The sequence below is a fragment of the Pseudomonas sp. GL_139_B genome, assembly GCF_057834475.1.
In genome coordinates this window covers 2,294,502-2,319,786 of sequence record NZ_CM174403.1, presented here as the reverse complement: position 1 = coordinate 2,319,786, position 25,285 = coordinate 2,294,502, and the positions used below count along the sequence as shown (strand labels likewise).

21 protein-coding genes and 1 pseudogene are annotated in these 25,285 nt (G+C 59.4%); 13 read left to right on the top strand and 9 right to left on the bottom strand.

What is annotated here, in order from left to right:
- Positions 1 to 32: 32 nt before the first annotated feature.
- Together astA and AC3ISI_RS10665 are read left to right on the top strand one after the other, a co-directional pair.
- Positions 33 to 1,067 carry an arginine N-succinyltransferase gene (astA, locus tag AC3ISI_RS10670; RefSeq protein WP_489336870.1) on the top strand — a complete coding sequence of 345 codons (1,035 nt, stop codon included), beginning with the start codon at positions 33 to 35 and terminating at the stop codon, positions 1,065 to 1,067.
- 163 nt (positions 1,068 to 1,230) lie between these two features.
- Positions 1,231 to 2,100: an isocitrate lyase/PEP mutase family protein gene (locus AC3ISI_RS10665; RefSeq protein ID WP_223512883.1), complete on the top strand. Its 870-nt coding sequence runs from the start codon at positions 1,231 to 1,233 to the stop codon at positions 2,098 to 2,100.
- A 155-nt stretch (positions 2,101 to 2,255) separates the two neighbouring features.
- Here AC3ISI_RS10665 and AC3ISI_RS10660 read toward each other — a convergent pair whose 3' ends face one another.
- The 3 genes from AC3ISI_RS10660 to AC3ISI_RS10650 form a co-directional block, all read right to left on the bottom strand.
- Complete coding sequence (locus AC3ISI_RS10660) at positions 2,256 to 3,668, bottom strand: purine-cytosine permease family protein (RefSeq protein ID WP_489336869.1); 1,413 nt, start codon at positions 3,666 to 3,668, stop codon at positions 2,256 to 2,258.
- 155 nt (positions 3,669 to 3,823) lie between these two features.
- Positions 3,824 to 5,671, bottom strand: a complete 1,848-nt coding sequence (locus AC3ISI_RS10655) for an amidohydrolase (RefSeq protein ID WP_489336868.1) — start codon at positions 5,669 to 5,671, stop codon at positions 3,824 to 3,826.
- Positions 5,672 to 5,815: 144 nt separating this feature from the next.
- Entirely contained in the window at positions 5,816 to 6,829 is a 1,014-nt protein-coding gene (locus tag AC3ISI_RS10650) for a helix-turn-helix transcriptional regulator (RefSeq protein WP_489336866.1), read from the bottom strand.
- A 244-nt stretch (positions 6,830 to 7,073) separates the two neighbouring features.
- Between AC3ISI_RS10650 and AC3ISI_RS10645 the strand changes: the two genes are divergently transcribed.
- Positions 7,074 to 7,346: a DUF2790 domain-containing protein gene (locus AC3ISI_RS10645; protein ID WP_489336864.1), complete on the top strand. Its 273-nt coding sequence runs from the start codon at positions 7,074 to 7,076 to the stop codon at positions 7,344 to 7,346.
- Between the two features lie 51 nt (positions 7,347 to 7,397).
- Here the strand turns inward: AC3ISI_RS10645 and AC3ISI_RS10640 are convergent, their stop codons facing one another.
- From AC3ISI_RS10640 to AC3ISI_RS10620, 5 genes are all read right to left on the bottom strand, one after another.
- Complete coding sequence (locus AC3ISI_RS10640; RefSeq protein ID WP_489336862.1) at positions 7,398 to 8,336, bottom strand: LysR family transcriptional regulator; 939 nt, start codon at positions 8,334 to 8,336, stop codon at positions 7,398 to 7,400.
- A gap of 74 nt (positions 8,337 to 8,410) precedes the next feature.
- The gene (locus AC3ISI_RS10635; RefSeq protein WP_489336861.1) at positions 8,411 to 9,361 is read right to left on the bottom strand and encodes an aldo/keto reductase; all 951 of its coding nucleotides are present in this window, start codon (positions 9,359 to 9,361) and stop codon (positions 8,411 to 8,413) included.
- A gap of 31 nt (positions 9,362 to 9,392) precedes the next feature.
- Positions 9,393 to 10,859: an efflux transporter outer membrane subunit gene (locus AC3ISI_RS10630; protein ID WP_489336860.1), complete on the bottom strand. Its 1,467-nt coding sequence runs from the start codon at positions 10,857 to 10,859 to the stop codon at positions 9,393 to 9,395.
- A 19-nt stretch (positions 10,860 to 10,878) separates the two neighbouring features.
- Positions 10,879 to 12,348: a DHA2 family efflux MFS transporter permease subunit gene (locus tag AC3ISI_RS10625; RefSeq protein ID WP_489336859.1), complete on the bottom strand. Its 1,470-nt coding sequence runs from the start codon at positions 12,346 to 12,348 to the stop codon at positions 10,879 to 10,881.
- Complete coding sequence (locus AC3ISI_RS10620) at positions 12,348 to 13,481, bottom strand: HlyD family secretion protein (protein ID WP_489336858.1); 1,134 nt, start codon at positions 13,479 to 13,481, stop codon at positions 12,348 to 12,350. The genes AC3ISI_RS10625 and AC3ISI_RS10620 overlap by 1 nt, the downstream gene beginning before the upstream one ends.
- A 227-nt stretch (positions 13,482 to 13,708) precedes the next feature.
- Between AC3ISI_RS10620 and AC3ISI_RS10615 the strand changes: the two genes are divergently transcribed.
- The 6 genes from AC3ISI_RS10615 (at position 13,709) to AC3ISI_RS10590 (ending at position 20,626) form a co-directional block, all read left to right on the top strand.
- Positions 13,709 to 14,332 carry a TetR/AcrR family transcriptional regulator gene (locus AC3ISI_RS10615; protein WP_489336857.1) on the top strand — a complete coding sequence of 208 codons (624 nt, stop codon included), beginning with the start codon at positions 13,709 to 13,711 and terminating at the stop codon, positions 14,330 to 14,332.
- 8 nt (positions 14,333 to 14,340) lie between these two features.
- On the top strand, positions 14,341 to 14,865 hold the full coding sequence (mug, locus tag AC3ISI_RS10610; protein ID WP_489336856.1) for a G/U mismatch-specific DNA glycosylase: 525 nt from the start codon (positions 14,341 to 14,343) through the stop codon (positions 14,863 to 14,865).
- A 116-nt stretch (positions 14,866 to 14,981) separates the two neighbouring features.
- Positions 14,982 to 16,355: a glutamine synthetase family protein gene (locus AC3ISI_RS10605; protein ID WP_489336854.1), complete on the top strand. Its 1,374-nt coding sequence runs from the start codon at positions 14,982 to 14,984 to the stop codon at positions 16,353 to 16,355.
- Positions 16,356 to 16,362: 7 nt separating this feature from the next.
- Positions 16,363 to 17,754, top strand: coding sequence for an aldehyde dehydrogenase family protein (locus AC3ISI_RS10600; RefSeq protein WP_489336853.1), 1,392 nt, complete (start codon positions 16,363 to 16,365; stop codon positions 17,752 to 17,754).
- A 3-nt stretch (positions 17,755 to 17,757) separates the two neighbouring features.
- Entirely contained in the window at positions 17,758 to 18,918 is a 1,161-nt protein-coding gene (locus AC3ISI_RS10595; protein ID WP_489336852.1) for an iron-containing alcohol dehydrogenase, read from the top strand.
- A gap of 148 nt (positions 18,919 to 19,066) precedes the next feature.
- On the top strand, positions 19,067 to 20,626 hold the full coding sequence (locus tag AC3ISI_RS10590) for an amino acid permease (RefSeq protein WP_489336851.1): 1,560 nt from the start codon (positions 19,067 to 19,069) through the stop codon (positions 20,624 to 20,626).
- 95 nt (positions 20,627 to 20,721) lie between these two features.
- Here AC3ISI_RS10590 and AC3ISI_RS10585 read toward each other — a convergent pair whose 3' ends face one another.
- Positions 20,722 to 21,081 (bottom strand): DUF6124 family protein, encoded by a 360-nt coding sequence (locus AC3ISI_RS10585; protein WP_007949545.1) that lies wholly within the window; start codon positions 21,079 to 21,081, stop codon positions 20,722 to 20,724.
- A 640-nt stretch (positions 21,082 to 21,721) separates the two neighbouring features.
- Here AC3ISI_RS10585 and AC3ISI_RS10580 point away from each other — a divergent pair.
- From AC3ISI_RS10580 to chrA, 4 genes and pseudogenes are all read left to right on the top strand, one after another.
- Positions 21,722 to 22,129: a hypothetical protein gene (locus tag AC3ISI_RS10580; RefSeq protein WP_489336849.1), complete on the top strand. Its 408-nt coding sequence runs from the start codon at positions 21,722 to 21,724 to the stop codon at positions 22,127 to 22,129.
- A gap of 421 nt (positions 22,130 to 22,550) precedes the next feature.
- Positions 22,551 to 22,839: pseudogene (locus AC3ISI_RS10575) on the top strand (amino acid permease); the annotation flags it as partial.
- A gap of 139 nt (positions 22,840 to 22,978) precedes the next feature.
- Positions 22,979 to 23,923: a chromate resistance protein ChrB domain-containing protein gene (locus tag AC3ISI_RS10570; protein ID WP_489336847.1), complete on the top strand. Its 945-nt coding sequence runs from the start codon at positions 22,979 to 22,981 to the stop codon at positions 23,921 to 23,923.
- Positions 23,916 to 25,274 (top strand): chromate efflux transporter, encoded by a 1,359-nt coding sequence (gene chrA / locus AC3ISI_RS10565; protein WP_489336846.1) that lies wholly within the window; start codon positions 23,916 to 23,918, stop codon positions 25,272 to 25,274. The genes AC3ISI_RS10570 and chrA overlap by 8 nt, the downstream gene beginning before the upstream one ends.
- Positions 25,275 to 25,285 lie beyond the last annotated feature (11 nt).

The following is a 25,285-nucleotide window of genomic DNA, read 5'->3' as shown; positions in this document are numbered from 1 at the left end:
CGCCCGAACTGGTGCGAAGAAGGAGCAGCATCATGATTGTCCGCCCGGTTAGCGTCACCGACCTGCCCGCCTTGATGGATCTGGTGCAACAAGCCGGCCCCGGGTTCACCACCCTGCCGGCGAACGAGGAACGCCTGGCGCACCGGGTGCGCTGGGTCCAGCGGACATTCGCCGAACAGGTTGAGCGTGCGGATGCCGATTACCTGTTTGTGCTGGAGGATGACGATCAGCACGTGGTCGGCTTCAGTGCATTGGCGGGCGCCGTAGGCCTGCGCGACCCCTGGTACAACTATCGGGTCGGGCTGACCGTCAGCGCTTCACCGGACCTTGGGATTGAGCGGCAGATTCCGACCTTGTTTCTGAACAACGAAATGACCGGCCAATCGCAACTCTGCTCGCTGTTTCTGCGACACGATCAACGCCAGGGTACAAATGGCCGCTTACTGTCGCTGGCGCGCCTGCTGTTCGTCGCCGAGTTCCCGCAATTGTTCGGCGACAAGCTCATCGCCGAACTGCGGGGCAGTGCCGACGAGCAGGGCTGCTCGCCGTTCTGGGACAGCCTGGGCCGGCACTTCTTCAAGATGGAGTTCAGCCACGCCGATCACCTTTCAGGACTGGGTAGCAAATCATTCATCGCCGAACTGATGCCGCGCCAACCGCTCTACACCTGCCTGCTGACCGAACAGGCCCAAGCCGTGATTGGCAAAGCACACCCGAACACGGAACCGGCCATGAAGATCCTCAATGCCGAGGGGTTTGCCCACAAGGGTTACATCGATATTTTCGACGCCGGGCCGGTGATTGAGGCACCCGTGTCGAATATCCGCACCGTGCGCGACAGCCAGGCGCTGATACTGGCCATTGGCACACCCGACGAACAGGCGCCGGTGTGGCTGATCTATAACCGCCGCCTGGAAAACTGCCGCATTACCGCCGCCCAGGCGCGAATGGTCGGCAACAGCCTGGTGGTCGACCGCCTCACTGCCAAACGCCTGCAACTGCAACCCGGCAACTCGGTGCGTGGGGTGCCTTTGCTGAGTCAACAGCGGCAGGCTGTGGCTGCGTAACCGCCCGGTTACTGTGGCGAGGGGCTTGCCACAGGATGGGCGTGATCCTGCCAGTACAAAATCCGTCATCACCTTCTCCTCGTCCGCGTGATAGCCTTTTGTTGCTTCGGCGTTGAGACTTTTGCTCAAGCCCTTCCATTCCCATTGCAGTGGTGGAACTCGTATGTCCAGGCTTTCCCATCAAGATTTGCGCCGTAACTTTCGCGAACTGTTCGCTTCCAACACCTGCTACCACACGGCTTCGGTCTTCGACCCGATGTCGGCCCGCATTGCGGCGGACCTGGGTTTTGAAGTGGGGATTCTGGGCGGCTCCGTCGCATCATTGCAGGTGCTGGGCGCCCCCGACTTTGCGTTGATCACCCTCAGTGAGTTCGCCGAACAGGCCACCCGCATCGGCCGTGTCGCACAGTTGCCGGTCATCGCCGACGCCGACCATGGCTACGGCAACGCGCTCAACGTGATGCGCACCATCGTCGAACTGGAACGCGCCGGCATCGCCGCACTGACCATCGAAGACACCTTGCTGCCCGCGCAATTCGGCCGAAAATCCACCGACCTGATCGGGGTCGCGGAAGGCGTCGGCAAGATCCGCGCAGCGCTGGAAGCCCGGGTTGACTCGGAAATGGCGATCATCGCCCGCACCAACGCCGGCATCCTGCCCATCCAGGAAATCATCAACCGCACCCAGCAATACCAGGCCGCCGGCGCAGACGGGATCTGCATGGTGGGCGTGCAGGACTTCGACCAACTGGAAAAAATCGCCGAGCACCTGAGCGTGCCGCTGATGTTGGTTACCTATGGAAACCCGGCGTTGCGCGACGACAAACGCCTGGCTGAACTGGGCGTGCGGGTGACCATTGATGGTCATGGTGCTTACTTCGCGGCGATCAAGGCGACGTACGACAGCTTGCGCGAGCAACGGCAGATCTTTACCCAGGCGTCGGACTTGAGCGCTACGGAGCTGACGCATACGTATACACAGCCTGAGGATTACATTCGCTGGGCCGAAGAATTCATGCGTGTGAAGGAATAACACTTTCGTCGACGCCCTCGATTCGGCCAACGCATGGGTTTTGACGGGGGGGAGTGACAAAACCAGCATAGTTGGTTGAGGTGAGCCGCAGGGGCTTGCTTCATCAGGGACCGGCGACAGTGCAATGTCGAACAATGCACTGCCGCCCCACTTGGTCAGGCCTTCGTGCTTCGTGCGACCGACACAGTCAGCGCTGACTTCCTGGCCAGCAGGTAGTAAAGAACACCCGGCACCACCAACCCGACGATCCAGGAAATATCAACGCCACCGAGCTGCGCGACCATCGGCCCGGAGTAGAAGTGCGTGTCGACAAAAGGCAGCTGGATCAATACGCCGCTGACATACACGCTGATCCCCAACACGTTCCAGCGACCGTAACGCCCTGCCGGGTCGGACAAGGCCGGGATGTCATAACGCTCCTTGTTGATGAAGTAGTAGTCCACCAGGTTGATCGCGCTCCACGGGGTGAAGAACGTCAGCAAAAACAGGATGAAGTACTTGAACGAGTTCAGGAACGAGTACTGGCCGACCAATGCAAGCGTGGTCGATGCCGCGACGATCAACAAGACGAACAGCATGCGCTGACGGGCGGTGATTTCCAGACGACTGCGAAAGCCGCTGATGATGGTGGCCACGCACATGAAGCTGCCATAGGCGTTAAGCGTCGACACCGTGACCTTGCCGAACACCACGCTCAGGTACAGCAGCGACGCCATCACCCCGGTACTGCCCAGGCCGACGATGGTCGCCACTTCATGACCACGAAAGTTGGCGCCGGCCAACGCAGCGGCAAACACCCCCAGCACCATGGACGCCTGGGCGCCGAGCACGGTTCCCAGGCCGACGGCAGTGAAGGTTTTCCAGGACGACGTTTTGCTCGGCAAGTAACGCGAGTAATCGGCTACATACGGGCCAAACGCAATCTGCCACGACGCCGACAGCGACACCGCCAGCAGGAACGTGCTCCAGCCAAAGTGACGATTTTCCAGGAGCTGGCCGATGTCGTTGAGGGTCATCAACCGGGTAAACAAGTAGGCGAAGGCGATGATGCCCAGCACGCTGGCCACCCTTCCCACCAAGTGGATCACCCGATAGCCGAAGATCGTCAGGAACGCGATGCACGCAGCAAATATCAGGATGCCGGTGCTGTCGCTGACGCTGATCAACTGCGCAATCGCCTGCCCCGACAGGACCGCGCCGGTGGCGCTGAAACCGAGGTACATCAGGCACACCAACACAATCGGGATGGCCGCGCCGTAAACCCCGAACTGCACACGGCTGGAGATCATCTGCGGCAGACCCAGTTTCGGTCCCTGTGCAGCGTGCAACGCGACGACCGCACCACCGAGCAACTGGCCGATCAGTAAACCGATCAATGACCAGAACACATCGCCACCCAACACCACGGCCAGTGCCCCGGTGACGATCGCGGTGATTTGCAGGTTGGCACCCAGCCACAGGGTGAACTGACTGTAGAGGCTGCCATGACGCTCGGCCTCGGGGATGTAATCGATCGAACGTGTTTCGATCAGGGGACTTCGTTGCTGGCTATCGCAGTGCTGGGGCATTATTTTTATTCTCTTCAAAAGTAGAAGGCATTCACACAATTCCCTGTGGGAGCGAGCTTGCTCGGGATGGCGGACTGTCTGACACATTAATGTTGGATGTGCCGCCGTCATCGCGAGCAGGCTCGCTCCCACAGGGAAAGTGTTTCAAGGGACGGTTATTTTTGTTGTTCGGCCATGGCCACTTGTCCCACAAACGGTGCTTTGGCCCACACGACTTTGCCACCGACCACCGTCATCAGCACAGTGTTGCGAGCCAATTCATCTTCGGGCACCTGCATGAAGTTTTTATCCAGCACGATCAGGTCCGCAAACTTGCCGACCTCGACCGAACCGACGACGTTCTCCAGCTTCAGTTGCTCGGCAGCGTTGACGGTGATGGTGCGCAGCACTTCGGCACGGGACAGCGCCGGGTCAGCATTCAGGCGACCGGCGTACTTCGGGCCGTAGCTGTGCGGGTTCGTCGGATCACCGGAACGGGTGACGCCGACTTTCAGCGCCAGGAACTCATCAAGCGGGTCAACCGGCCAGTCGCTGCCATACGCCACCCGGCCGCCAGCACGGGCGATGCTGCCCGAGGGCTCCATGCGGGCAAAACGCGCAGGCCCGAGGTGATCGCTGGTGCCGTCGACCGTGGACGGCGCTTGCTGCGCCCACTGAAAGGACATGTTGGCGGTCACGTCGAGGGCCTTGAAGCGCCCATAATCGGCGGGGTCCACAGACTCGTTGTGGGTAATGGTCGGGCGAAATCCATTGCCAGGTAATTGCTGACGCACGTATTCGATGCCATCGAGGGAGTCACGCACGGCGCGGTCGCCGGTGGCGTGCAGGTGCGGGTCGAGGCCTGCTTGCACGGCTTGCAACAGCAGCGGCTTGAGCACTTGCGGCGGGAAGTACAACTCACCGACGTTTTTGCCCGGCGTCCATTTAGGCGCCTTCTCGGTGCCGGCATTGTGCAGGTACGGCGTCAACATCGCACCGGTGTCCGCCGGCGCGTTGATGATGCCATCCATGAACAATTTGACGTGACGCATGCTCACGCCCGGCGCGACTTTGGCTTCGCCCTGATCGTAAGTGGCGGCCATTGCCTTGGCCTCGGCGATGGTTTTCGCCGGGTCGGCTGCGGCGGCGGCCGGGTCCAGTTTGATCGCCAGCAAGGCCCGGGCGGTCAGCTCACCCGACTGTTGCAAGGTGGTGAAGGCTTTGCCATTCTCCGGCCCCGACAACGCGTCGAAGAAACTGGTGATGCCCTGCTGGCGCATGGCGTCGAGCGCGGCGCGGGTCTGGTTGAGTTTTTCGGCGTCGGTGGCTGGAGGCACCACGGCGGCCATCGCGTCGGCCGCGCCGTCTTCGCAGATGCCGGTGAGGTTGCCGGCACTGTCACGCACGTACTTGCCATCACTGGGGTTGGCCGTGTGCTTGTTGATGCCGGCGACCGCCAGGCCGCGCGAGTTGGTCAGTACTGTGTGGAAATCGGTGGAGCGCACCTGAATCGGCCGGTTGGTCTTGAGGGCGTCCAGCGTCGATTTGTCCGGGTCGCCGTCGAGACCGTCCATGCCCATCCGGTCCCAACTGCCGACTTCGAGCCAGACATCAGGCCCCTTGCCCTTGTCGGCATCCAGGCACGCCTGAATGGTGGTCTGGAACTCCTTGCGCGTCATGGTCTGGTATTTCAGGTCGCACAAGGTTATGGCGCGGCCGCCGTCACCCGGGTGCATGTGTGCATCGATGAAGCCCGGCATCAGCATGCGCCCCGCCAGATCGACCAATTGCGTTTGCTTGCCGATGTACGACGCCGCCCCTTCATCGTTGCCGACGTAGACGATCTTCCCGCCTGTAACGGCAATCGCCTGCTGCACCGAGTTCTGGCTGTCGACGGTGTAGACATAGCCGTTGCGCATGACCATGTCTGCCGGGGTCGAACCCTGGGTCTGGCACCCCACCAGCGCCAGACCGGAAACTGCGCTTGTCGCCGCCATGGCGATAAAAAGCCTGGAAAATTTCAACTGCCTCACCTCTGTTTTTATAGTTTTGGAAGCGGCCCGAACAGCCTGCGCGCAAGCCCCTGATATGCAAGGCATACCCTATAGCGCGCGGGCTTTGGATGGACCTCCACAAATGAGGAGGGGTCAGTGAATGATCCGGGGTCGTCAGAGTGATTCGCGGCGAGTTGCTTGTGCAGACAGGACCGAACCCAGCTCGACCTTGCTCTTCACCCCAAGCTGCAAGTAGCAGTTGCGCAGATACGTGCGCACGGTCGCGGGGCTCAAGCCGAGGATCCTGGCAATTTCCTTATAGGAGTTCCCGGCCGCGAACAGCATCGCCGCCGTCCGTTCGCGTGGTGCCAGCACGACACCGCGTGACTGGGTTTCTAGGGACAGAATGACGTGCTCGCCATTCGGGCTGAGGGTCAGTGCACAACGTCCCAGGCGCATGACGCTCGGCGCTTTTGGCAGTTGGGCGATCACCTGCGCCGGCAGCATCGAACCGCTCCACCCCGGCACTTCACGCTGAATGGCCACACAGAGGCTGGCGCCGACGTATAGCAGCGAGCCATCCATTCGCGCAACGCCAAAGTCGCTGGCACCGTTACCGGTGTCGATGCGGATCATGTCCTGCACCTGGAAGCGCCACAGCTGCAACAGGTGATCGCAGAAGGCTGAAAACAACGCGGCCTCGCTGTCGTTGAACCCTGACGCGTGTTCGCCGCGATACAGGCAGACAAAAAACATCAAACCGCTTTCGGGCAACTCGAAGGTGATGCATATCACATGGTAGAGGTCATGACGGCGAGCGAACGCGTCGACTTCTTCATGGAGATCGGTGTAACCACTGTCACGCACCACTGCGCCGGGTTGGCTGAGGGTGTCATGGGAGAACCGGTCGCTGCCTGCGCTTTTGTGCCATTCGGCAGCAAACGATTCGGGCAGGTCGATGCGCCCGTGCATCCAGCTTTTCGGCGCCACATCGGCGTCTGACGTGGACATCTCGCCCCACCACGCCGACGCGAATGGCACCAGTGGGCGAAAGGCTTGCAGCCCGCCTTCGATGAATTGCGAGGCGCCGCGCTCCCGTGCCAGTCGCCCGAGGTGCAGCACGCATTGATTGAATGCCTTCAGCGTCGCCATCGACGGTGTGCCACCGACCTGACTCCCCTCCTCCATCGTCTAAATCCTGTTGGCTGCGTGGCATTTTTTCGACCATGCCACAAGGACAGTGATGACGTCCAGAAGCCCTGCATTAATGCGCAAACCGGCAACAGTGTTTGTCCTGCGTGCTTCTGTTTGAGGCCAGGATTAACCCCTAGCATCGTTCCTACCCCGTGAGCATTTGCCATGAGCTCACAAGGTAGAAAAACGGACGATCAAACCGGTCGCCCACCCCACCTCAAACGATACGGTGAACAATATGAAACTTTCAAAAATCGCTCTCCTGCTGGCGTTCGCCAGTGTCGGTGCACCCGCCTTCGCCGCAGATAATGCCTCAGCCACTGCAGCCGCCAAGGCCCCGGTTGAAACCTATACCTACGACACCCACCTCGACATCAAACGGGTCATCAGCGTGACAGACATTCCCAACGAGTGCGGCCCGGTACCGGCGCAAATGACCTACGAAGACTCGCGCGGTCAACAGCACGTCCTGCAGTATCAAGTCATGGGCACCGGGTGTTCCAACGGTTGAGTACCGTGCAGACGATGGAGGGTCGACACTCCATACCGGCGGCACAGGCGTTTATCTTTTTTTGCTTGAACCGACGATTTTTTTATCGGAGGCCAGCAAGACCGGAATGTAATCCTTGAGAAAATCCACCCACGTCTTGATTTTCGCATCGACGAATTTGCGTGACGGGTAGATGGCAAACACATTCAGCTCTTCAAAATGATACTCAGGCAACACCCGCACCAAAGTCCCCGCTTTCAAACCTTCCACGGCGGACGCAATCGGTTGAATGCCGATGCCCATTCCGTTGCTGATCGCCACTGTCATCGCATCCGCCGTGTTGACGTGAAACGGCGACATCGGTGTGCTCACCGTCTCCACGCCTTCGGGCCCTTCGAACACCCAGTTTTCCGCCGGCATCACCGTATTCACAATCCTCAGGCAATCATGTGCGCCCAATGCACCCGGTGCGTCGGGCATTCCGCGTTTGTTCAGGTACGCCGGTGAGGCGCAAAGAATGCTGTAGGTAATGCCCAGCCGTTGCGCGACAAAGCCTGAATCGGGTAAGTCCCGCGCCAACACAATCGACATGTCATACCCCTCTTCCAGCAAGTCCGGCAGCCGATTGGTCAGGGTCAAATCAAACATCACCGAAGGATGCGCCTCTCTATACCGGGCGATGGCGTTGATCACGTAGTGATTGCCAACGGCTGACATCGCATGAATTTTCAGCCGGCCCACGGGCCTGATCTGGGCCGTCCCCGCTTCTTCATCGGCTTCACGCATCTCTTCAATAATCTTCTCGCAGCGTTGCAAATAGCGCAGCCCCGCTTCGGTCAGGGCCAGGCGCCGGGTCGTGCGGTTGATCAGGCGTGTTTGCAGCCGGGCCTCCAGGCTGGAAACCGCTTTGGAAATGTTAGTGGTCGAGGTGTCCAGCATCACCGCTGCGGCCGTGAAGCTGCCGCTCTGGGCCACCGCTATGAAACAACGCATGGTTTGAAAAACGTCCATCGTTTTTGCCTCGGCGCACAATTGACCAGTAAAAAAAACGGCGGCCTGTCATCAGGCCGCCGCTTTGGCATGGGTTACTTTGAACCCGGGATAAAGCCGGGGATACCGGTTTGCACAACCGAGTTGAAGCGCACCCGAGTCGTAATTTCCTCCTTGATTTCAAGCATGGCCCGGTGCGGCAGCGTGGCAATATCAAAGTTTTCTTTAATATGGCTCAGTGTTGCAGACGTGGTCAGAAACGCGACACCGCGCTGTACCGACCAGGCCAAAGCGACTTGAGCCGGGGTTTTCTGCACCCGTTGCGCGATGCCGGTAATCACCGGATCTTCCAGTACGGCAGGCTGCATGCCATGACCGAGCGGCGCAAATGCGAGGACGATGATGCCGTGCTGTTTGCAAAACTCCAGCAGCTCCCACTCCGGCAGATACGGGTGGGATTCCACCTGCACGACGGCGGGTTTTATCCGCGCTACTTCGACAATCGCCTTCAACGCCTGCAAGGTGATATCCGACAAGCCGATGGACTTGCAGCGCCCTTCATCCACGAGCTGTTCAAGCGCCCGCCATGTCTCGATCAAGGTCACGCCCGAGTCGTAGATCATGTGCCCGAACGGGTCTCTGGGTTCCTGGTCATCACCGGGTTGAAAGGCGAACGGCGTGTGGATCAGGTAGCAATCAATGTAATCCACCTGAAGCCGGCGGCAACTGGCCTCAAAGGCCGGCAACACGCGCTCGGGACGATGGTTGGTGTTCCACAGTTTGGTGGTGATGAACAGGTCCTCGCGCCGGGCCTTGCCCGTGTCCAGGAAAGCCTTGAACGCCACGCCGACCGCGTCTTCGTTTCGATATCGCTCGGCACAATCGAAATGGCGAAAGCCTGTTTCCAGCGCGTGGGTAACCGCTTGGGTCGTAACGCTGAGGTCACGGAATAACGTGCCAAAGCCTACGGCGGGCATCTCGGCCGAGCCGTGGTTCAGCGCAAATGTTGTCTCGCGAAGTTCGTCGTGAAAGGCTTCGTAGGTCATGTCTTTACTCCACTCTCTGAGGCCGCAGCCTTTACTGATATGAACGTTTGGATTCTTCGCGACTGGCCACTCGTTGCTCGAACACGCCGACGGAATTGCCGCCGAGGGCGACAAACAGCTGAACGGTGTCGAGGTACTGCGCGGTCTTCACTCTGATCTGCCCTAACAACGCCTGCTCATAGGCGCGCTCTGCTTCCAGCACCTGGAGAATGCTGTTCTCCCCTTGGCCGTACGCTTGCTGGTTCAAGCGAAAACTGCTGTCGGCGGCACGCAATGCGTCTTCCTGGGCGAGGTTTTCCTCGGCGTCATGGTTGATGGCTTGCAGCGTGTCAGCGACCTGACCGAACGATGTGATGACGGTCTGCTGGTAGTCAGCCAGCGACGCGTTGTAGCCGTCGACCGCTGCCTGGCGTTCCGCCTTGAGGGTTCCGCCATTGAAGATTGGCCCCGCCACCCCGGCGGCGAAGCCCCAAAGCGCGGCGCCGCCATTGCCTGTCGCCGACTGTGCGAGAAATGCGGAAAGCTCCACATGAGGATAGAGGTTGGCGGTTGCGACACCGACGGTGGCGCTGGCGATGTGCAGTTGCGCCTCGGCTTGCAGCACGTCCGGCCGGGTGTGGGCCATTTCCGAGGGCAGACTGACGGGGACATTGGCCGGTAAGGCAAATTCGCCCAGGTCGAAGTCCGGCGCGATCCAGTCAGCCGGTCCTTTGCCCGTCAGGATCGACAGCGCATGCCGTGCCGAATCACGCTGTTGAGCCAGCGGCGGCAACAGCGTGCGGTCCTGCGCGAGCCGGGTTTCGGCCAGCGACACATCGATCTGCGTGGTGCTGCCATTGAGGTGCGCCATGCGTACCAGTTCGAGGTTCTTGGTGTCTATGGCCAGCAGTTTTTCCACGGCTTGCATCTGTGCGTTCGCGGATGCCATCAACAACGCCTGGCTGGCGACGTTCCCCGTGAGCGTCAGATATGCCGCTTCGTAGCGATGTGTTTGAAAGGCCGTCAGCGCTTCCTGTTGTTCGACCTGGCGCTTGTTACCGCCGAACACGTCCAGGTCGAAGCCGACCCGTGGCCCGATGGCATAGAAGTTGGAAACGACAGGGTCACGACTGTTGTGCGTACGCACTCGGCCGGCCTGGGCGGAAAAATCCACCTGCGGATACAGCGCCCCCTGCGCCGCCGCTACGGAGGACGCCGCTTGGCGGATCGTGGCATCGGCAGCGACAAGTTCCAGATTGCCGTCGATGGCTCGGCGCACAACGTTGTCGAGTTTGGGCGAACGAAACGCAGTCCACCAATCGCCACTGACCTGCTTGCCCAGGTCAATGCGCTGGCCAAGCCGCTGCTCGGCCTGTTGATCGTAGTGCTGCGACGAGCTGGGTGGCGGCATTTGGTAATCGGGACCCACCGTGCAGGCGGTCAGGAACATCAGCACCGACACTGCACCGAACGTGGTGTTTATCGTCTGTCTGTTGAGAAAGCGCGCATTAAATGTCATGAGGCAAACTCCACGAAAACTAGTTGGTCGCAACGGGCTTGCGAAGGAAGATCACCAGTGGGCTGACCACCAGCATCGCGAACATCAAAATCTTGAATTGGTCGATCACCGCAATAAACGCCGCCTGGCCGGTGATCATTTCATTGAGCCCCGCCATGGCTTGCAAGGACGTCGCCGCCGAATGTGCCGCTGAGCCATAGGGCGTCAGGTTGCTGGCCAGCGCCATGTGCATCGCGTGGGTGTTGTTGAAGAAATACAACTGCACGATCGCCACACCGAGGGTGCTGCCGTACACACGCGACAAATTGAAAAGACCAGTGCCTTCCGGGCGCAGCGCCGGGTCGAGCGTGCTGAACGCGACCTTGGTCAGCGACGGCATCAACATGCCGATGCCTATGCCCTGAATCGCGCCGGCTACTGCCACCGGCGACCAGTCCATCAGCGGCGAATAGCCGAGCATGAGCCAGTTGGCATACACCACGATGGCCACGCCCGCCGCGACGAACAGCCGACGGTCTAAACGCTCCGGAACACGGCCCATCAACAGAAACGCACCGACCAGCCCTATTCCGCGCGGTATGGTCAGCGAACCGGTGGTGTCAGGCGGGTAACCGAGGATTTCATCGAGCATCGGCGACGTCAGCGCCATGGTCGACAGCAACACGAAACCCACGGCGAAAAAGATCACCGTCGACAACACGAAGTTGCGGTCGCTGAACAAACGCTTGTTGAGGAAATGCACCTTCGCGGTCAGCACATGCACCAGGAACAGGTAAAGCCCGAGCGCACAGCCGATCGCTTCCAGACAGATCTCGGTCGAGGCAAACCAGTCCAGGCGTTCACCGCGATCGAGCAACATTTGCAGGCTGATCAGCCCCAACGTGAAAGTGCCGAAACCGAAGAAGTCGAACGTTGGGCGTTTCTCGGCCTTCTTCTCGGCCAGCAACAGTGCGACCACCAGGAAGATGTACGTCGACAGCGGCAGGCTGATGTAGAAGATCGGGCGCCAGCCGAAATGTTCGGCGATCCAGCCGCCGATGCTCGGGCCGCTGACGATGCCCAACAGGACGATAGCCGTCCACGTCGCGCCGAACTTCGCGCGTTTCTCCAGTGGCAACGTTTCCAGGGCAATAGCCATCGACAGCGGCGCCAGCACGCCACTCGCCAGGCCCTGGATAATGCGCGCACCGATGAACTCCAGCGGCGTCGATGCCAGGGTGGCGAGCAGCAAGCCCAGGACGAACACGGCCAGCGCGGTTTGATACACCCGCTTCAGGCCGTAACGCCCAGCCAGCCATTGCGCAATTGGCATGGTGATCGCGCTCGCCGCAAGGTACGAGGTGAAAACCCATCCGGCCTGATCGTCGGTCATCGACATACTGCCCTGGATGAATCTGAGCACGGCATTGGGCAAAGGCAGGTTTGCCGATTGCATATAAGTCGCGAGCAATGCGGCGAACCTCAATGAACCCGCAGGGTTGGTGTTCATCAGGAGGCTCCAGCGGTCAACAGTTCCTTGAGCGGATGCCACCACGGCGTGCGGTGCCCGGTATCGACCTTGACCGTGGCGCTGATCCCCGAATAGAGCGGCATCTGCGGGTCGAGCTCGTCGAGTTCGAGCCGCACCGGCACCCGCTGCACCACCTTGACCCAGTTGCCAGTAGCGTTTTCCGGCGGTAGCAAGGCGAAGTCCGATCCGGCACCGGGGCTCATGCTGACCACGTGGGCTTTGAATTCGTGATCCGGGTAGGTATCGAGGTGAATGGTCGCGGCCTGCCCCGGATGCATGTGCGTCACCTCCGTTTCGCGGAAGTTGGCTTCCACCCACACCTGGCGATCGGACAGCAGCGCAAAGGCCGGTGCGCCGTTGTTCAGAAAATTGCCCACCTGCAAATCATCGACCTTGGCGACGATGCCATCGTCCGGCGCGTATACCGTGGCGTACGAGAGGTAGAGCTGCGTTTCATCCAGCTGCGCCTTGGCCTCGCGAACGGCCGGGTGGCTGTCAACGTCGATATTCGGATTACCGCTCAAGGCCACCACCGTGCTGGCGATCTGTTGTTCGATGGAGGCTATTCGTTGCCGCGACACTTTCAGGTCGGTGTCTGCGCGCTCATAAATCGACTTCGACACGAACTCGGAAGCGACCAGCGCCTTCTTGCGGCCAAATTCCTTTTGATCGAAATCGGCTGACTCTTTGGCCGATTGCAGTTCGGCCTGTTGCTGGCGGTAGCTGGCCTTGAGCCCATCGATGCGCAACCGCGCGACGCTCAGCTGGGCCTGCGCGCGGTCAACGGCGATCTGCAACGGTTTCGGGTCGATGCGGAACAACACTTGACCCTTGCGAACTGGCTGGTTGTCCTCCACTGCAATCTCGATGACCTGGCCTGACGTGCGCGCATTGATGGATGCCTTGGCCACTCGGGCGTAGGCGTTATCGGTCGAGATGTAAGGCTCGCCGACCACATAGTGTGCGTACCCGACCGCGGCGAAGAGCGCCGGGACACCCACCATCAGCAGTGGTCGAACGGTTTCTTTAAGCGTTTTTTTGTCGGGCGCTGTCGGGTTCGGCCCTGGGTGCTCAAAGGTTTGTGAAGCCGGGATATCGAACTGTTTAGTCATGATCGAAAACACCTTTAACCGGGAAGTCAGGGGCTAATACCCATAAAAAACAGCCATACCGTGCGCAGTCAGAAGGATCGCTCCGCCGCACCCTGTTTCGTCGCCGCTATACCCAGTTCGAGCTCCGCTACAACAAACTTCAAATTCAGGAACTTCTGGTTCCTTAATTTTGTGCGATGGTGTAAGAATATGCCTGACCCCACCTTCACACAAGGATTTTGTACGCCATGGCACAAAAAAAGATTACCGAAGCAAAAGGACGTGGACGCCCCCGCGCCTATGACCCACAGACCGCGCTGCAGCAAGCACTGGGGGTGTTTTGGAGTACCGGCTATTCCGCCGCGTCGCTGGACAGCATCGCCACGGCAGCAGGCATGAATCGCCCGAGCCTCTATGCCGCGTTCGGTGACAAACACGCGCTCTATATCAAGGCGCTGGAGCAGTACTGGGAATTCGCCGCCGCCGACATGCACACGGCGCTGACAGACAGCCAACTGTCCTTGAGCGAGGCGTTGATGCGTTTCTATGAGGGGCAGCTGTCGATCTACTTCTCGGGTGACGGCCAACCCCGTGGCTGTTTTGCGATTGGCACGGCAACCACCGAAGCCGTCGAGGATGTGGAAATCCGCGAAGTACTGTCAGATCGTCTGAGCCGGCTCGACGCCGATCTTGAAGCGCGTCTGCGAACGGCTGTTACGGCTGGCGAACTCAAGGACGACGTCGACCCGTCCGCCCTCGCCGTCCTCGCCTCCTCCCTGCTGCACAGCATTTCGATCCGGGCACGGGCAGGCAAATCCCGAGAGGAACTGACCGAGCTGGCGCGCAACGCAGTCAACGTGATCTGCGCTTGAGAGGCTTTATGGCGGGTGAAGGACTTGAAGACATTTTGGCCGATCAGCTCGACGTGATTTTCTGTGGGATCAATCCGGGCATAACAGCCGCCGCTCAAGGGCATCACTTTGCGGGCCGGGGCAATCGCTTCTGGCGCACGCTCCATCTCGCCGGGTTCACGCCAGAGGAAGTGCGCCCGGAAAACGACCGGACGATTTTGCACTACCGCTGTGGATTGACCGCCGTGGTCGACCGGCCCACGGCGCGCGCGGATCAGCTGTCATTGCACGAGTTCATCGCCGCCGCTGCGGACTTTGAACAAAAGATCTTGCGCTACGCCCCCCGCTTCGTAGCGTTTCTCGGCAAGGCCGCGTACTGCGCCTTATCCGGCCAGCGAAACATTGCCTGGGGGCTTCAACCCAACACCTTCGGCAACGCAAAAGTCTGGGTCTTGCCCAACCCGAGCGGGCGAAATCTTGCGTTCTCGCTTGATCAATTGGTGGGTGCGTCTCGCCAACTCCATCAAAACTTGCAAAAAACGACAGTAGGCTAAGCTAAGGATCAGCTTATTGCGCACGATGCTCGCTCCGGCAGGGTTTGGGTTTTTCTGAAGAGCGTCTGCAACAGCTATTTCAGACAGGCCCACACTATTCACGCAGGACTGACGTGATGACCGAGCCCCTCCTCAGCTTTGAAGAACTGAAGCGTGCCGCCGTTGCCGGCGAAATCGATACCGTACTGGTCTGCATGGTCGACATGCAGGGACGTCTGGTCGGCAAGCGATTCCAGGTCGAGTTTTTTATCGACAGCGGCCATGAAGAAACCCACTGCTGCAACTACCTGCTGGCCGACGACATCGACATGGAACCCGTGCCGGGTTACGCCGCCGCCAGTTGGAGCAAGGGCTATGGCGACTTTGTGCTCAAACCCGACATGTCCACCCTGCGCCGGGTGCCATGGCTGGAATGCACGGCGCTGGTGCTCTGCGATGTGCTTGATCATCACCATCGCCGCGACTTGCCGCACAGCCCGCGGGCGATCCTGAAAAAGCAGATCGAACGCCTGCGCGAACGTGGCTACACCGGCATGTTCGCCTCGGAGCTGGAGTTCTATCTGTTCGACGAGAGCTACGAGGCCATCCACGAACGCAACTACCACAAGCCAAAAACCGCAGGCCACTACATCGAGGATTACAACATCCTGCAGACCACCCGCGAAGAGCCTGTGCTGCGGGCGATTCGCAAGCACCTGCAGGCCAGCGGCATTCCCGTGGAAAACTCCAAGGGTGAATGGGGGCCAGGCCAGGAAGAGATCAACATCCGCTACGCCGATGCCCTGACCATGGCCGACCACCACGTCATTATCAAGCACGCCTGCAAAGAGATCGCGCAACTGCAAGGCAAGGCGATCACGTTCATGGCCAAGTGGCGCTATGACGCCGCCGGTTCCAGTAGCCACATCCATAATTCGCTGTGGGACAAGAACGGCAAGAAGCCGTTGTTCTTCGACGCCAAGGCCGAGTTCGGCATGTCGACACTGATGCGTTCCTGGGTCGCCGGGCAGCTCAAGTATGCCAACGACATCACCTGTTTTCTCGCGCCCTACATCAACTCGTACAAGCGCTTTCAGGCCGGCACGTTTGCGCCGACGCGGGCGGTGTGGAGCCGGGACAACCGCACCGCCGGCTTTCGCTTGTGCGCAGAAGAGAGCAAATCCATCCGCATCGAATGTCGCATCGGCGGCGCCGACCTCAACCCGTATCTGGCCTTTGCCGCGTTGATTGCCGCGGGCCTGGCCGGGATCGACGAGAAGCTCACCCTCGCACCGCCCTTTGAAGGCGACGCCTACCTCGACGAACACTTGCCGGAAGTTTCCAAAACCTTGCGCGAAGCCTGCGCCGCACTTCAGACCTCCAGCATGTTGCGCGAAGCGTTCGGGGATGAGGTGATCGACCACTACGTGCACACCGCCGAATGGGAACAGAAAGAGTACGACCGGCGGGTCACCGACTGGGAACTGCAGCGCGGCTTTGAACGCTATTGAGGTCACCATGACGGCAACCATCAAACTCATTTCCCCGGTCGATGGCCGGGTCTATGCCGAGCGCCGCTACGCCGACGCAACGCAGATCGAACAGGCACTGACAGCCGCATCCACCGCCCAGGCGCAATGGAAACGCCGGCCATTGAGCGAGCGCGCTGCTTTTTGCAGTGCGGTGGTGGACGCGATGCTGGCGATGAAAACTGACATCGTGCGGGAACTGGCCTGGCAAATGGGGCGCCCGGTACGGTTTGGTGCGGGCGAATTGCGCGGTTTCGAAGAGCGTGCCCGCCACATGATCGCCATTGCGCCTGAAGCCCTGGCAGCGATTGAACCCACGCCAGTCAGCGGTTTTCGACGGCACATTCAACGTGATCCATTGGGGACAGTGCTGGTCATTGCGCCATGGAATTACCCGTACCTGACCGCCGTGAACACGATCATTCCGGCGCTGATGGCCGGCAACAGCGTCATCCTCAAACACGCATCACAAACGCTGCTGGTGGGTGAACGGTTCGCCGAGGCCATGGCCAGCGCCAATTTGCCGGCCGGTCTGTTTCACAACCTGCTGCTCGATCACAGCCAGACCGCCGCGATCATTGGCTCCGGACGTGTTCACCAGGTCAATTTCACCGGTTCCGTCGGCGCCGGCAAGGCCATGGAAACCGCCGCCACCGGGCACTTCCTCGGCGTGGGCCTGGAGCTCGGCGGCAAAGACCCAGCCTACGTGCGCGCAGATGCCAATATCGACCATGCCGTAGAAAATCTGGTGGACGGCAGCTTCTTCAATTCCGGGCAAAGCTGCTGCGCCATCGAGCGCATTTATGTCGACAAGAAAATCTACCCTGCATTTATCGAGCGTTTCGCTGCCCTGACCCGCCAATACGTGCTGGGCAATCCGCTGGACGAAGCCACCACACTCGGCCCTATGGTCACTCCGGCCGCCGCTGATTTCGTACGCGGTCAGATCGCCGAAGCGCTGGCCCAAGGTGCCAAGGCACTGATTGAACCTCTGGCATTTCCCGCTGACGTGCCGGGCAGCGCCTACCTCGCGCCACAGGTCCTGGTCGACGTCACCCACCACATGTCAGTCATGCGCGAAGAAAGCTTTGGCCCGGTGGTCGGCATCATGCCGGTGGAGGGTGATGACGAAGCCATCGCCTTGATGAACGACAGCGAATTCGGGCTCAGCGCCTCAATCTGGACCCAGGACCTTGCCGCCGCCGAACGCCTGGGCAATGAGATCGACACCGGCACCGTATTCATGAACCGCTGCGATTACCTGGACCCTGCCCTGGCCTGGACCGGGGTAAAAAACAGCGGGCGCGGCGTCACCCTGTCACGCCTCGGTTATGAACACCTGACCCGCGCCAAATCCTTCCATTTGCGCCACGAGATCTGAGCCATGAGCCTGACCGCGAACTGGAATTACCCCACGAGCATCCGCTTTGGTGTCGGCCGCATCGCCGAACTCGCCGAAATCTGTCGCAGCCAAGGCATCGAGCGCCCGCTGCTGGTCACTGACAGTGGCCTGGCGCGTGCACCGATGACCATCGCCACCCTGGAAGCCCTGCGCGCCGCCGGACTTGGCGTCACGCTGTTTTGCGACCTCAAGCCTAACCCGGTCGAAGCCAACCTGGCTGGCGGGCTCGACGCTTGGCGCGCCGGCAATCACGATGGCGTGATCGCTTTCGGTGGCGGCAGCGGCCTGGACATGGGCAAGCTCATCGCCTTCATGAGCGGCCAGACGCGCCCGGTCTGGGATTTCGAAGACATCGGCGACTACTGGACCCGCGCTGACGAAAGCCGCATCGCCCCGGTGATTGCGGTGCCCACCACGGCGGGCACGGGCTCGGAAGTGGGCCGTGCAGCAGTGATCATCGACGAGGCCACCCACACCAAACGCATCATCTTCCACCCGAAAATGATGCCGCGCGTGGTCATCAGCGACCCGGCCCTGAGCGTCGGCATGCCGGCCAAAGTCACCGCCGGTACCGGCATGGACGCCTTGGCCCATTGCCTGGAAGCCTACTGCGCCCCCGGTTTCCACCCCCTGGCCGACGGCATCGCCGTGGAAGGCATGCGCCTGGTGGCCAACGCACTGGTGCGCGCCGTGCACACGCCCTCCGACCTTGATGCGCGCGCGCACATGCTCGCAGCGGCGGCGATGGGCGCCACCGCGTTTCAGAAAGGACTGGGCGGAATGCATGCCCTTTCGCATCCAGTGGGCGCGCTGTACGACACCCATCACGGCATGACCAATGCGACCTTCATGCCCTACGTCCTGAAATTCAATCGCCCGGCCATCGAAGAACGCATCACGCGTCTGGCTGCGTATTTGCGCCTGCCCTCCCCCGGTTTCGACAGTTTCCTGGCCTTCATCCTCAAGCTGCGCAAAGACATCGGCGTGCCGCACACACTGGTGCAGTTGGGGGTGGATGACCGACAGGCCGACCTGATCGCGGACATGGCCGTTGTCGACCCCTCTGCCGGCGGCAATCCGCTGCCCCTGACCAAGGCCGGCGCGGCAGAGATTTTTGACGCGGCATTTCACGGCCGCCTGTAGAGCAGTTGCCTGTCAGTGCTCGACATGTGAATGCCGGGCACGGGCAGGTTGTACCGGTTGGAGACAGGAGCAGTACGACAAGGGGTTGAAAGCCAGCCCGTCCGGCATTTCGGATGGATGCGTATCAAAACCTGATGGGGCACACAACATGAATCAAGCAAGCCAGCCCGGCACCGACGCCTCGCATGACGATGACGTCAAGGCGCTGCACAGCATGGGCTACGCCCAGCAGCTCTCGCGACGAATGGGCGTTTTCTCCAACTTTGCGATTTCCTTTTCAATCATCTGCATCCTCTCCGGGGGCATCAACTCCCTCGCCCAAGGCACCTCCGGTGGGGGCGGCGCCTCCATCGGCATCGGCTGGCCAATCGGCTGCCTGATCTCCGGGGTGTTCGCCATGGCCATGGCGCAGATTTCTTCGGCATATCCCACCGCTGGCGGGCTGTATCACTGGGGCTCGATTCTCGGCAACCGCTTCACCGGCTGGCTGACCGCGTGGTTCAACCTGTTGGGATTGGTCACCGTGCTGGGGGCGATCAATGTCGGCACCTATTACTTCTTTTTCGGTGCCTTCGGCCCGGCGCTGGGCATGGAGGACACGACCACCGTCAGGGTGATTTTTCTCGCCGTGCTAACCGGTCTTCAGGCCTTGTGTAACCACTTGGGCATCGGCCTGACCGCCAAGCTCACCGACTTCTCCGGCTACCTGATTTTCGCCACCGCCCTGGCGCTGACCATCGTCTGCCTGATCTCGGCACCGAGTTATGAATTCGCGCGGTTGTGGACCTTCAGCAACTACTCCGGCGATGCCGGCGGTGCGGTCTGGCCACAGGTGTCGAACGGCTGGGTGTTCATGCTCGGCTTGCTGCTGCCGATCTACACCATCACCGGCTACGACGCCTCGGCGCACACCTCCGAAGAGACGCGTAACGCAGCCATTTCAGTGCCACGCGGCATGGTCATGTCGGTGGTCTGGTCGTTGCTGTTCGGCTGGGTGATGCTGTGCTCGTTCGTGCTGATGCTGCCGAACATGGACGAGGCGGCCAAGCAAGGCTGGAACGTGTTTTTCTGGGCCATGAACACCCAGGTCAGCCCGACGCTCAAGCTCGCGCTGTATGTGGCGATTTTCGTCTCGCAGATCCTCTGCGGCTTGGCGACCGTGACCTCGGTTTCACGCATGATCTTCGCCTTCTCCCGTGACGGCGGCCTGCCCTGCTCCAAAGCGCTGGCCTCGGTCTCGCCGACCTTTCGCAGCCCGGTGGCGGCGATCTGGACCGGTGCCACCCTCGCCGTGTTGTTCGACTGGGGCTCGTCGGTGATCTCGGTCGGAGCCACGCCGGTCTATACCATCGTCGTTTCCTGCACGGTGATCTTCCTGTTCTTTTCCTTCATCATCCCCATCGTGCTGGGCCTGTTTACCTACGGGACCTCAAAGTGGCCGACCATGGGACCGTGGAACATGGGGCGCTTCTGGTACACCGTGTTTTCCCTGCTCTCGGTCCTCTCGATGGTGATTATTTTCATCATCGGCATCCAGCCACCGAACGACTGGGCGCTGTACATCACCATCGGTTTCCTGGTGCTGACGGCGATTGTATGGTTCGGTTTTGAAGCCCGACGCTTCCAGGGGCCGCCGGTGGGCGACGTGATTGTCCAGCGCCAGGCGCAAATTGCGGCGGCTGAGGCGGCGTTGAATAAGCGCGTTTGAAGCGGATCGCTGAACGCCAGCTGCTACAAAAATTGCGTTAGCGCAGAAATTGCTTAACTGATGAGGGAACAAGTTCCCTCATCACAGAACAGCGATTACACGGATGGCTCAACTTTATCCAACACTCGGTTCGCCGTGATCTCCGCCACCATGATGCTGTTGGAAATGCCCAGCAAGGCATAACGCGACTCACCCTCCAAATGGTCCACCAACTGATGGACCATCACATCGACCGAGGCCAGCGTCTCGACCAAAAATACCGCCAGGGTTTCGGCAGTGGCTTCTGGGTCCACGGAAAACAGGGTGCTGCGTGTTCGCTTGGTGGCTTTGATGTCGGCGTTCGATGGGAAGTGGAAGTTGAGGGCGCGTTCGGCGGCTTCGTTGAGTTTTTTTGAATCGGGTTCGTACGGGGAAACTGGATCGGTGTCTGGTGGATTGGGTGTGACCTTGAACATAGTTGCAAACTCCCTGAATGGAGCCTCAACCACTTCGCGACTAAACGAGTGGTGGCGGCTGTGCGCAGGTTAGTCGACCGGGGGAGTTAGCAAAACCGGCGCGCCCGAGGGCGCCCTGCGCACAACCACCATTAAGCACAGGACTGAAATACCTGACTGAATGACGCGCTATGCACCTTACTAACAACCCCGGGCGACTAAACCCGATCACTGATGGGCAGTGACGGGAATCAAGTTACCGAGCAGCACCAAGGCGCACAAGCCGGCGGATTCTGGCGTAGCCGTAGGCAACGGCGCAAGGATTTGTAGCTTTCAGGACGTAACCTTGAGCGCGTTTAAACAAGCACCCTCAAGCGTTGTTGAATGAGCTGACACGCACATCCTACAGGCGATGAAAACTGGGAAAGCACCCAGGAAGCCACTGCCGTATTTATAAGGGTGATCGTCGCGATGTGGTGGCAATGTGGTCTCTTGAGTCAGTCAGCTATCGGCCAGAAACGGGCATTCGCTCCCAAATCGCGCGCCCTATAGGCAGACGGTCTATCCTGTCACTGAACACAGGTAGAAAAAATCAGAGATCCGCTATTACATTAGTAACTACCACCTCATTCATTGCAAATCGTCAAAGGAACGTCCCACGATGCGAAATCAACTTAACTATTCGAGACTTCGTTTTTGTTTTTTAATTTGTGTTATCTCAATGGGATTGACTGCTTGCAGCAGCGATAAAAATATTACTTCACCTAATAAAGAAATCACTCAACCACCTGTCGATGACAGCGAGACTTCGTCTGTGCGTGTAACGACGAGTTGGATACAACACTCGCTTAGCCAAACTGACTGCCTGAAACACGCCAGTGCGGCTCTTACCAAAGCGAGATATTTTGTTGATGCAGGAGACCGATCAGTCTATGGGTTGCGTGAAGGTATGACTTTTTCGATTCGCTGCGACTACGAAGGCGTTGCTTTTTTGGCAGTAGCTTATCGCCACAGACCCAGTACTCAAACCCAGGACCGGATCTTGAATGAAATCACCAGGCTATTTTAAGGACTCCAGGCTAGAGGCATAGGGGCTCTCCACAGCGAGTTCAATGCCGGTCCTCTTTTATGAGGCAACGACTTTGACTTACCCCTCCTAGACGATACCCAGGAATACATTTTCGAGAAATATGAAACCGCTTCTGGGGCGTGCCTGGCCCGTTCTCAGTCCAAACGGAATTGCTGGGATGGTAGGTATTTATTATTTTTTCGAAAGTTGAATACATAAACGCAACAACTGATCTGTTTTGTTATTTTTATCACCCTATTGGGGACGTACACTTCTGACATTTTCATAGCAATTAAAAACAACAACACAACGCACCTACAATTCGTCACTGACTGGGCCGTAGAAACCATCAGTACGATCTACATTTGCTCTGGAGTACTGGGAGCAGTGACGAAAAATAGCACTCGAAAACGCGAACAAAAGTTTTCCTTTAGTCACGAAGGGTTTTACACATGGCACTGCAGACAGCTTCTGGTACACCGTGATTTCCCTGCTCTCGGTCCTCTCGATGGTGATCATCTTCATCATCGACATCCCGCCACCGAATGATTGGGCGCTGTACATCACCAGCAGCTTCCTGGTGCTGACGGCGATTGTCTGGTTCGGCTTTAAAGTCCGACACTTCCAGGGGCCGCCGGAGGGCGAGGTGATTGTCCAGCGCCCAGGCGCAAATTGCGGCGGCTGAGGCGGCGTTGAATAAGCTCTGTTGAAGCGGATCGCGGGGTGGCTGCTGCTCGCTCTCTGGTCTCCAGTTGGTCTCGCCAAACTTAGAGTGTTAAAGGACCGCTTCCCAAGCGCCAAAATCAGGTATAGCGTAGTTATTACTACATAATAAATAGCTGACTCTACATGAATAATTGGCTTGCTCTGATTCTTGGCTTACCCACCGCCAATGCCACCGAACGCATGCGAGCCTGGCGTGCCTTGAAAGCTTCAGGTGCGGCGGTCTTGCGCGATGGCGCCTATCTGTTGCCTGACACCACTTTCTGCCGTGAAGTGCTGGCGTCTGTCGAGCGTGACATCCTTGCCATCAATGGCACCGCGTTCATCCTGCCCGTCGTCGATCCTGACGGTAAGCGCTTTGTCGAATGCTTCGACCGAGGCGATGACTACAGCAAGCTCCGTGCGCAAATCGAAGAATGCCGTGGGCAGTTGAATGCTGAAAATGCGCTGGCAACGACCAAACAAATTCGTAAGTTGCGCAAAGCCTACGATCAACTGGTCAGCATCGATTACTTCCCGGGCAAGCCGATGCAGCAGGTGGATTCGGCGTTGCAGGAGCTAGAGACGGCGGTCAGCAGAGCCCTATCGCCGGATGAGCCACACAGCAGCAACCAACCCATCACTGCGCTCAGTCTTGGCGATTATCAGGGTCGTGTCTGGGCAACACGTAAGCGTCCCTGGGTCGATCGGCTGGCTTGTGCCTGGCTGATTCGGCGCTTCATTGATGCGCAAGCTCAGATCCTCTGGCTGAACACGCCCCAGGACTGTCCCGTAGATGCACTGGGTTTTGACTTCGATGATGCGACCTTCAGTCATGTCGGCAACCGCGTGACCTTCGAAACCCTGCAAGCCAGCTTTGAACTTCAGGAGCCAGGCCTGAACCGCATTGGCGCACTGGTGCACTACCTCGATATCGGGGGCATTCCGCCTGTGGAGGCCGCGGGCATCGAACGTGTATTGGCTGGGCTGCGCGAAACCATTACCCACGACGACCATTTGCTGGCGGCTGCGAGCGCCCTCTTCGACGGTCTGCTTGCCGGGTTTGTGAAAGAGGAACAACCCAATGAATAAGGTTTTCGCACCCGCAGCTGAAGGTGATCTGTCGAAGCCAAAGCCGATCAGTTTGCGTGAGGCATTCTGGTTCTGGTTGAAGCTGGGTTTCATCAGCTTCGGTGGGCCAGCAGGACAGATTTCGATCATGCACCAGGAACTGGTGGAGCGGCGGCGCTGGATCTCCGAACGACGCTTTCTGCATGCCCTCAATTACTGCATGTTGCTGCCTGGACCAGAGGCACAGCAATTGGCAACTTACATCGGTTGGCTGATGCATCGAACCTGGGGCGGAGTCATTGCAGGTGCATTGTTTGTGCTGCCCTCACTGTTCATCCTGATTGCACTGTCCTGGATGTACATTGCCTTCGGCGAGGTGCCCGTAGTGGCCGGGCTCTTCTATGGCATCAAGCCCGCCGTGACGGCCATCGTGGTACAAGCAGCCCATCGAATCGGCTCTCGGGCGTTGAAGAATAATTGGCTGTGGGCGATAGCGGCGGCGTCATTTACCGCGATCTTCGCCTTCAATGTCCCCTTCCCGTTGATCGTGTTGGGTGCAGCATTCATCGGCTATGTCGGTGGACGCCTGGCGCCCGAGAAGTTCAGAACCGGGGGCCATAGCGCTGCCAAAAAGTCCTTTGGCCCGGCCTTGATTGATGATGACACTCCGTCCCCGGCACATGCCCGCTTCAGCTGGTTGAAACTGGTGTTGCTCGCACTGACCGGCGCCGCACTTTGGGGGTTGCCAATGGGGATTTTGACCGCCCTCTTTGGCTGGGAAGGCACCTTGACCCAGATGGGCTGGTTCTTTACCAAGGCCGCGTTGCTGACCTTTGGTGGGGCCTATGCTGTGCTCCCTTATGTCTACCAAGGCGCGGTCGGTCATTATGGCTGGCTAACCCCGACGCAGATGATCGACGGGCTGGCGCTTGGAGAAACCACACCAGGGCCACTGATTATGGTGGTGGCTTTTGTCGGCTTTGTCGGCGCCTATGTCTTGCAAGTATTCGGTGCCGATCACGTATTTCTGGCGGGTGCTGTGGCTGCCTCCCTGGTGACCTGGTTCACTTTCCTGCCCTCGTTCCTGTTCATTCTCGCGGGTGGCCCGCTCGTAGAATCGACCCATAACGAACTCAAATTCACCGCGCCGCTCACCGCCATTACGGCCGCCGTCGTTGGTGTAATCCTCAATCTGGCGTTTTTCTTTGGATATCACGTGCTGTGGCCAAAAGGCTTCAGCGGCAACCTCGACTGGCCTTCGGCACTGATCGCCATCGCAGCGGCGATTGCCTTGTTCCGCTTCAAGCGGGGCGTCATCCAGGTGTTGATGGCCTGCGCACTCGCCGGGTTGGCAGTACATCTAATGCGCTAGACCGCACGAGT

Bases quoted from the DNA above. Each gene is read 5' to 3' on its own strand.
- AC3ISI_RS10570 (WP_489336847.1), top strand. From the start codon at position 22,979: ATGAATAATTGGCTTGCTCTGATTCTTGGCTTACCCACCGCCAATGCC.
- chrA (WP_489336846.1), top strand. From the start codon at position 23,916: ATGAATAAGGTTTTCGCACCCGCAGCTGAAGGTGATCTGTCGAAGCCA.
- AC3ISI_RS10605 (WP_489336854.1), top strand. From the start codon at position 14,982: ATGACCGAGCCCCTCCTCAGCTTTGAAGAACTGAAGCGTGCCGCCGTT.
- AC3ISI_RS10650 (WP_489336866.1), bottom strand. From the start codon at position 6,829: ATGGAGGAGGGGAGTCAGGTCGGTGGCACACCGTCGATGGCGACGCTG.
- AC3ISI_RS10625 (WP_489336859.1), bottom strand. From the start codon at position 12,348: ATGAACACCAACCCTGCGGGTTCATTGAGGTTCGCCGCATTGCTCGCG.
- AC3ISI_RS10620 (WP_489336858.1), bottom strand. From the start codon at position 13,481: ATGACTAAACAGTTCGATATCCCGGCTTCACAAACCTTTGAGCACCCA.
- AC3ISI_RS10645 (WP_489336864.1), top strand. From the start codon at position 7,074: ATGAAACTTTCAAAAATCGCTCTCCTGCTGGCGTTCGCCAGTGTCGGT.
- AC3ISI_RS10585 (WP_007949545.1), bottom strand. From the start codon at position 21,081: ATGTTCAAGGTCACACCCAATCCACCAGACACCGATCCAGTTTCCCCG.
- AC3ISI_RS10615 (WP_489336857.1), top strand. From the start codon at position 13,709: ATGGCACAAAAAAAGATTACCGAAGCAAAAGGACGTGGACGCCCCCGC.
- AC3ISI_RS10590 (WP_489336851.1), top strand. From the start codon at position 19,067: ATGAATCAAGCAAGCCAGCCCGGCACCGACGCCTCGCATGACGATGAC.
- AC3ISI_RS10640 (WP_489336862.1), bottom strand. From the start codon at position 8,336: ATGGACGTTTTTCAAACCATGCGTTGTTTCATAGCGGTGGCCCAGAGC.
- AC3ISI_RS10635 (WP_489336861.1), bottom strand. From the start codon at position 9,361: ATGACCTACGAAGCCTTTCACGACGAACTTCGCGAGACAACATTTGCG.
- AC3ISI_RS10630 (WP_489336860.1), bottom strand. From the start codon at position 10,859: ATGACATTTAATGCGCGCTTTCTCAACAGACAGACGATAAACACCACG.
- AC3ISI_RS10600 (WP_489336853.1), top strand. From the start codon at position 16,363: ATGACGGCAACCATCAAACTCATTTCCCCGGTCGATGGCCGGGTCTAT.
- mug (WP_489336856.1), top strand. From the start codon at position 14,341: ATGGCGGGTGAAGGACTTGAAGACATTTTGGCCGATCAGCTCGACGTG.
- astA (WP_489336870.1), top strand. From the start codon at position 33: ATGATTGTCCGCCCGGTTAGCGTCACCGACCTGCCCGCCTTGATGGAT.
- AC3ISI_RS10580 (WP_489336849.1), top strand. From the start codon at position 21,722: ATGCGAAATCAACTTAACTATTCGAGACTTCGTTTTTGTTTTTTAATT.
- AC3ISI_RS10665 (WP_223512883.1), top strand. From the start codon at position 1,231: ATGTCCAGGCTTTCCCATCAAGATTTGCGCCGTAACTTTCGCGAACTG.
- AC3ISI_RS10595 (WP_489336852.1), top strand. From the start codon at position 17,758: ATGAGCCTGACCGCGAACTGGAATTACCCCACGAGCATCCGCTTTGGT.
- AC3ISI_RS10660 (WP_489336869.1), bottom strand. From the start codon at position 3,668: ATGCCCCAGCACTGCGATAGCCAGCAACGAAGTCCCCTGATCGAAACA.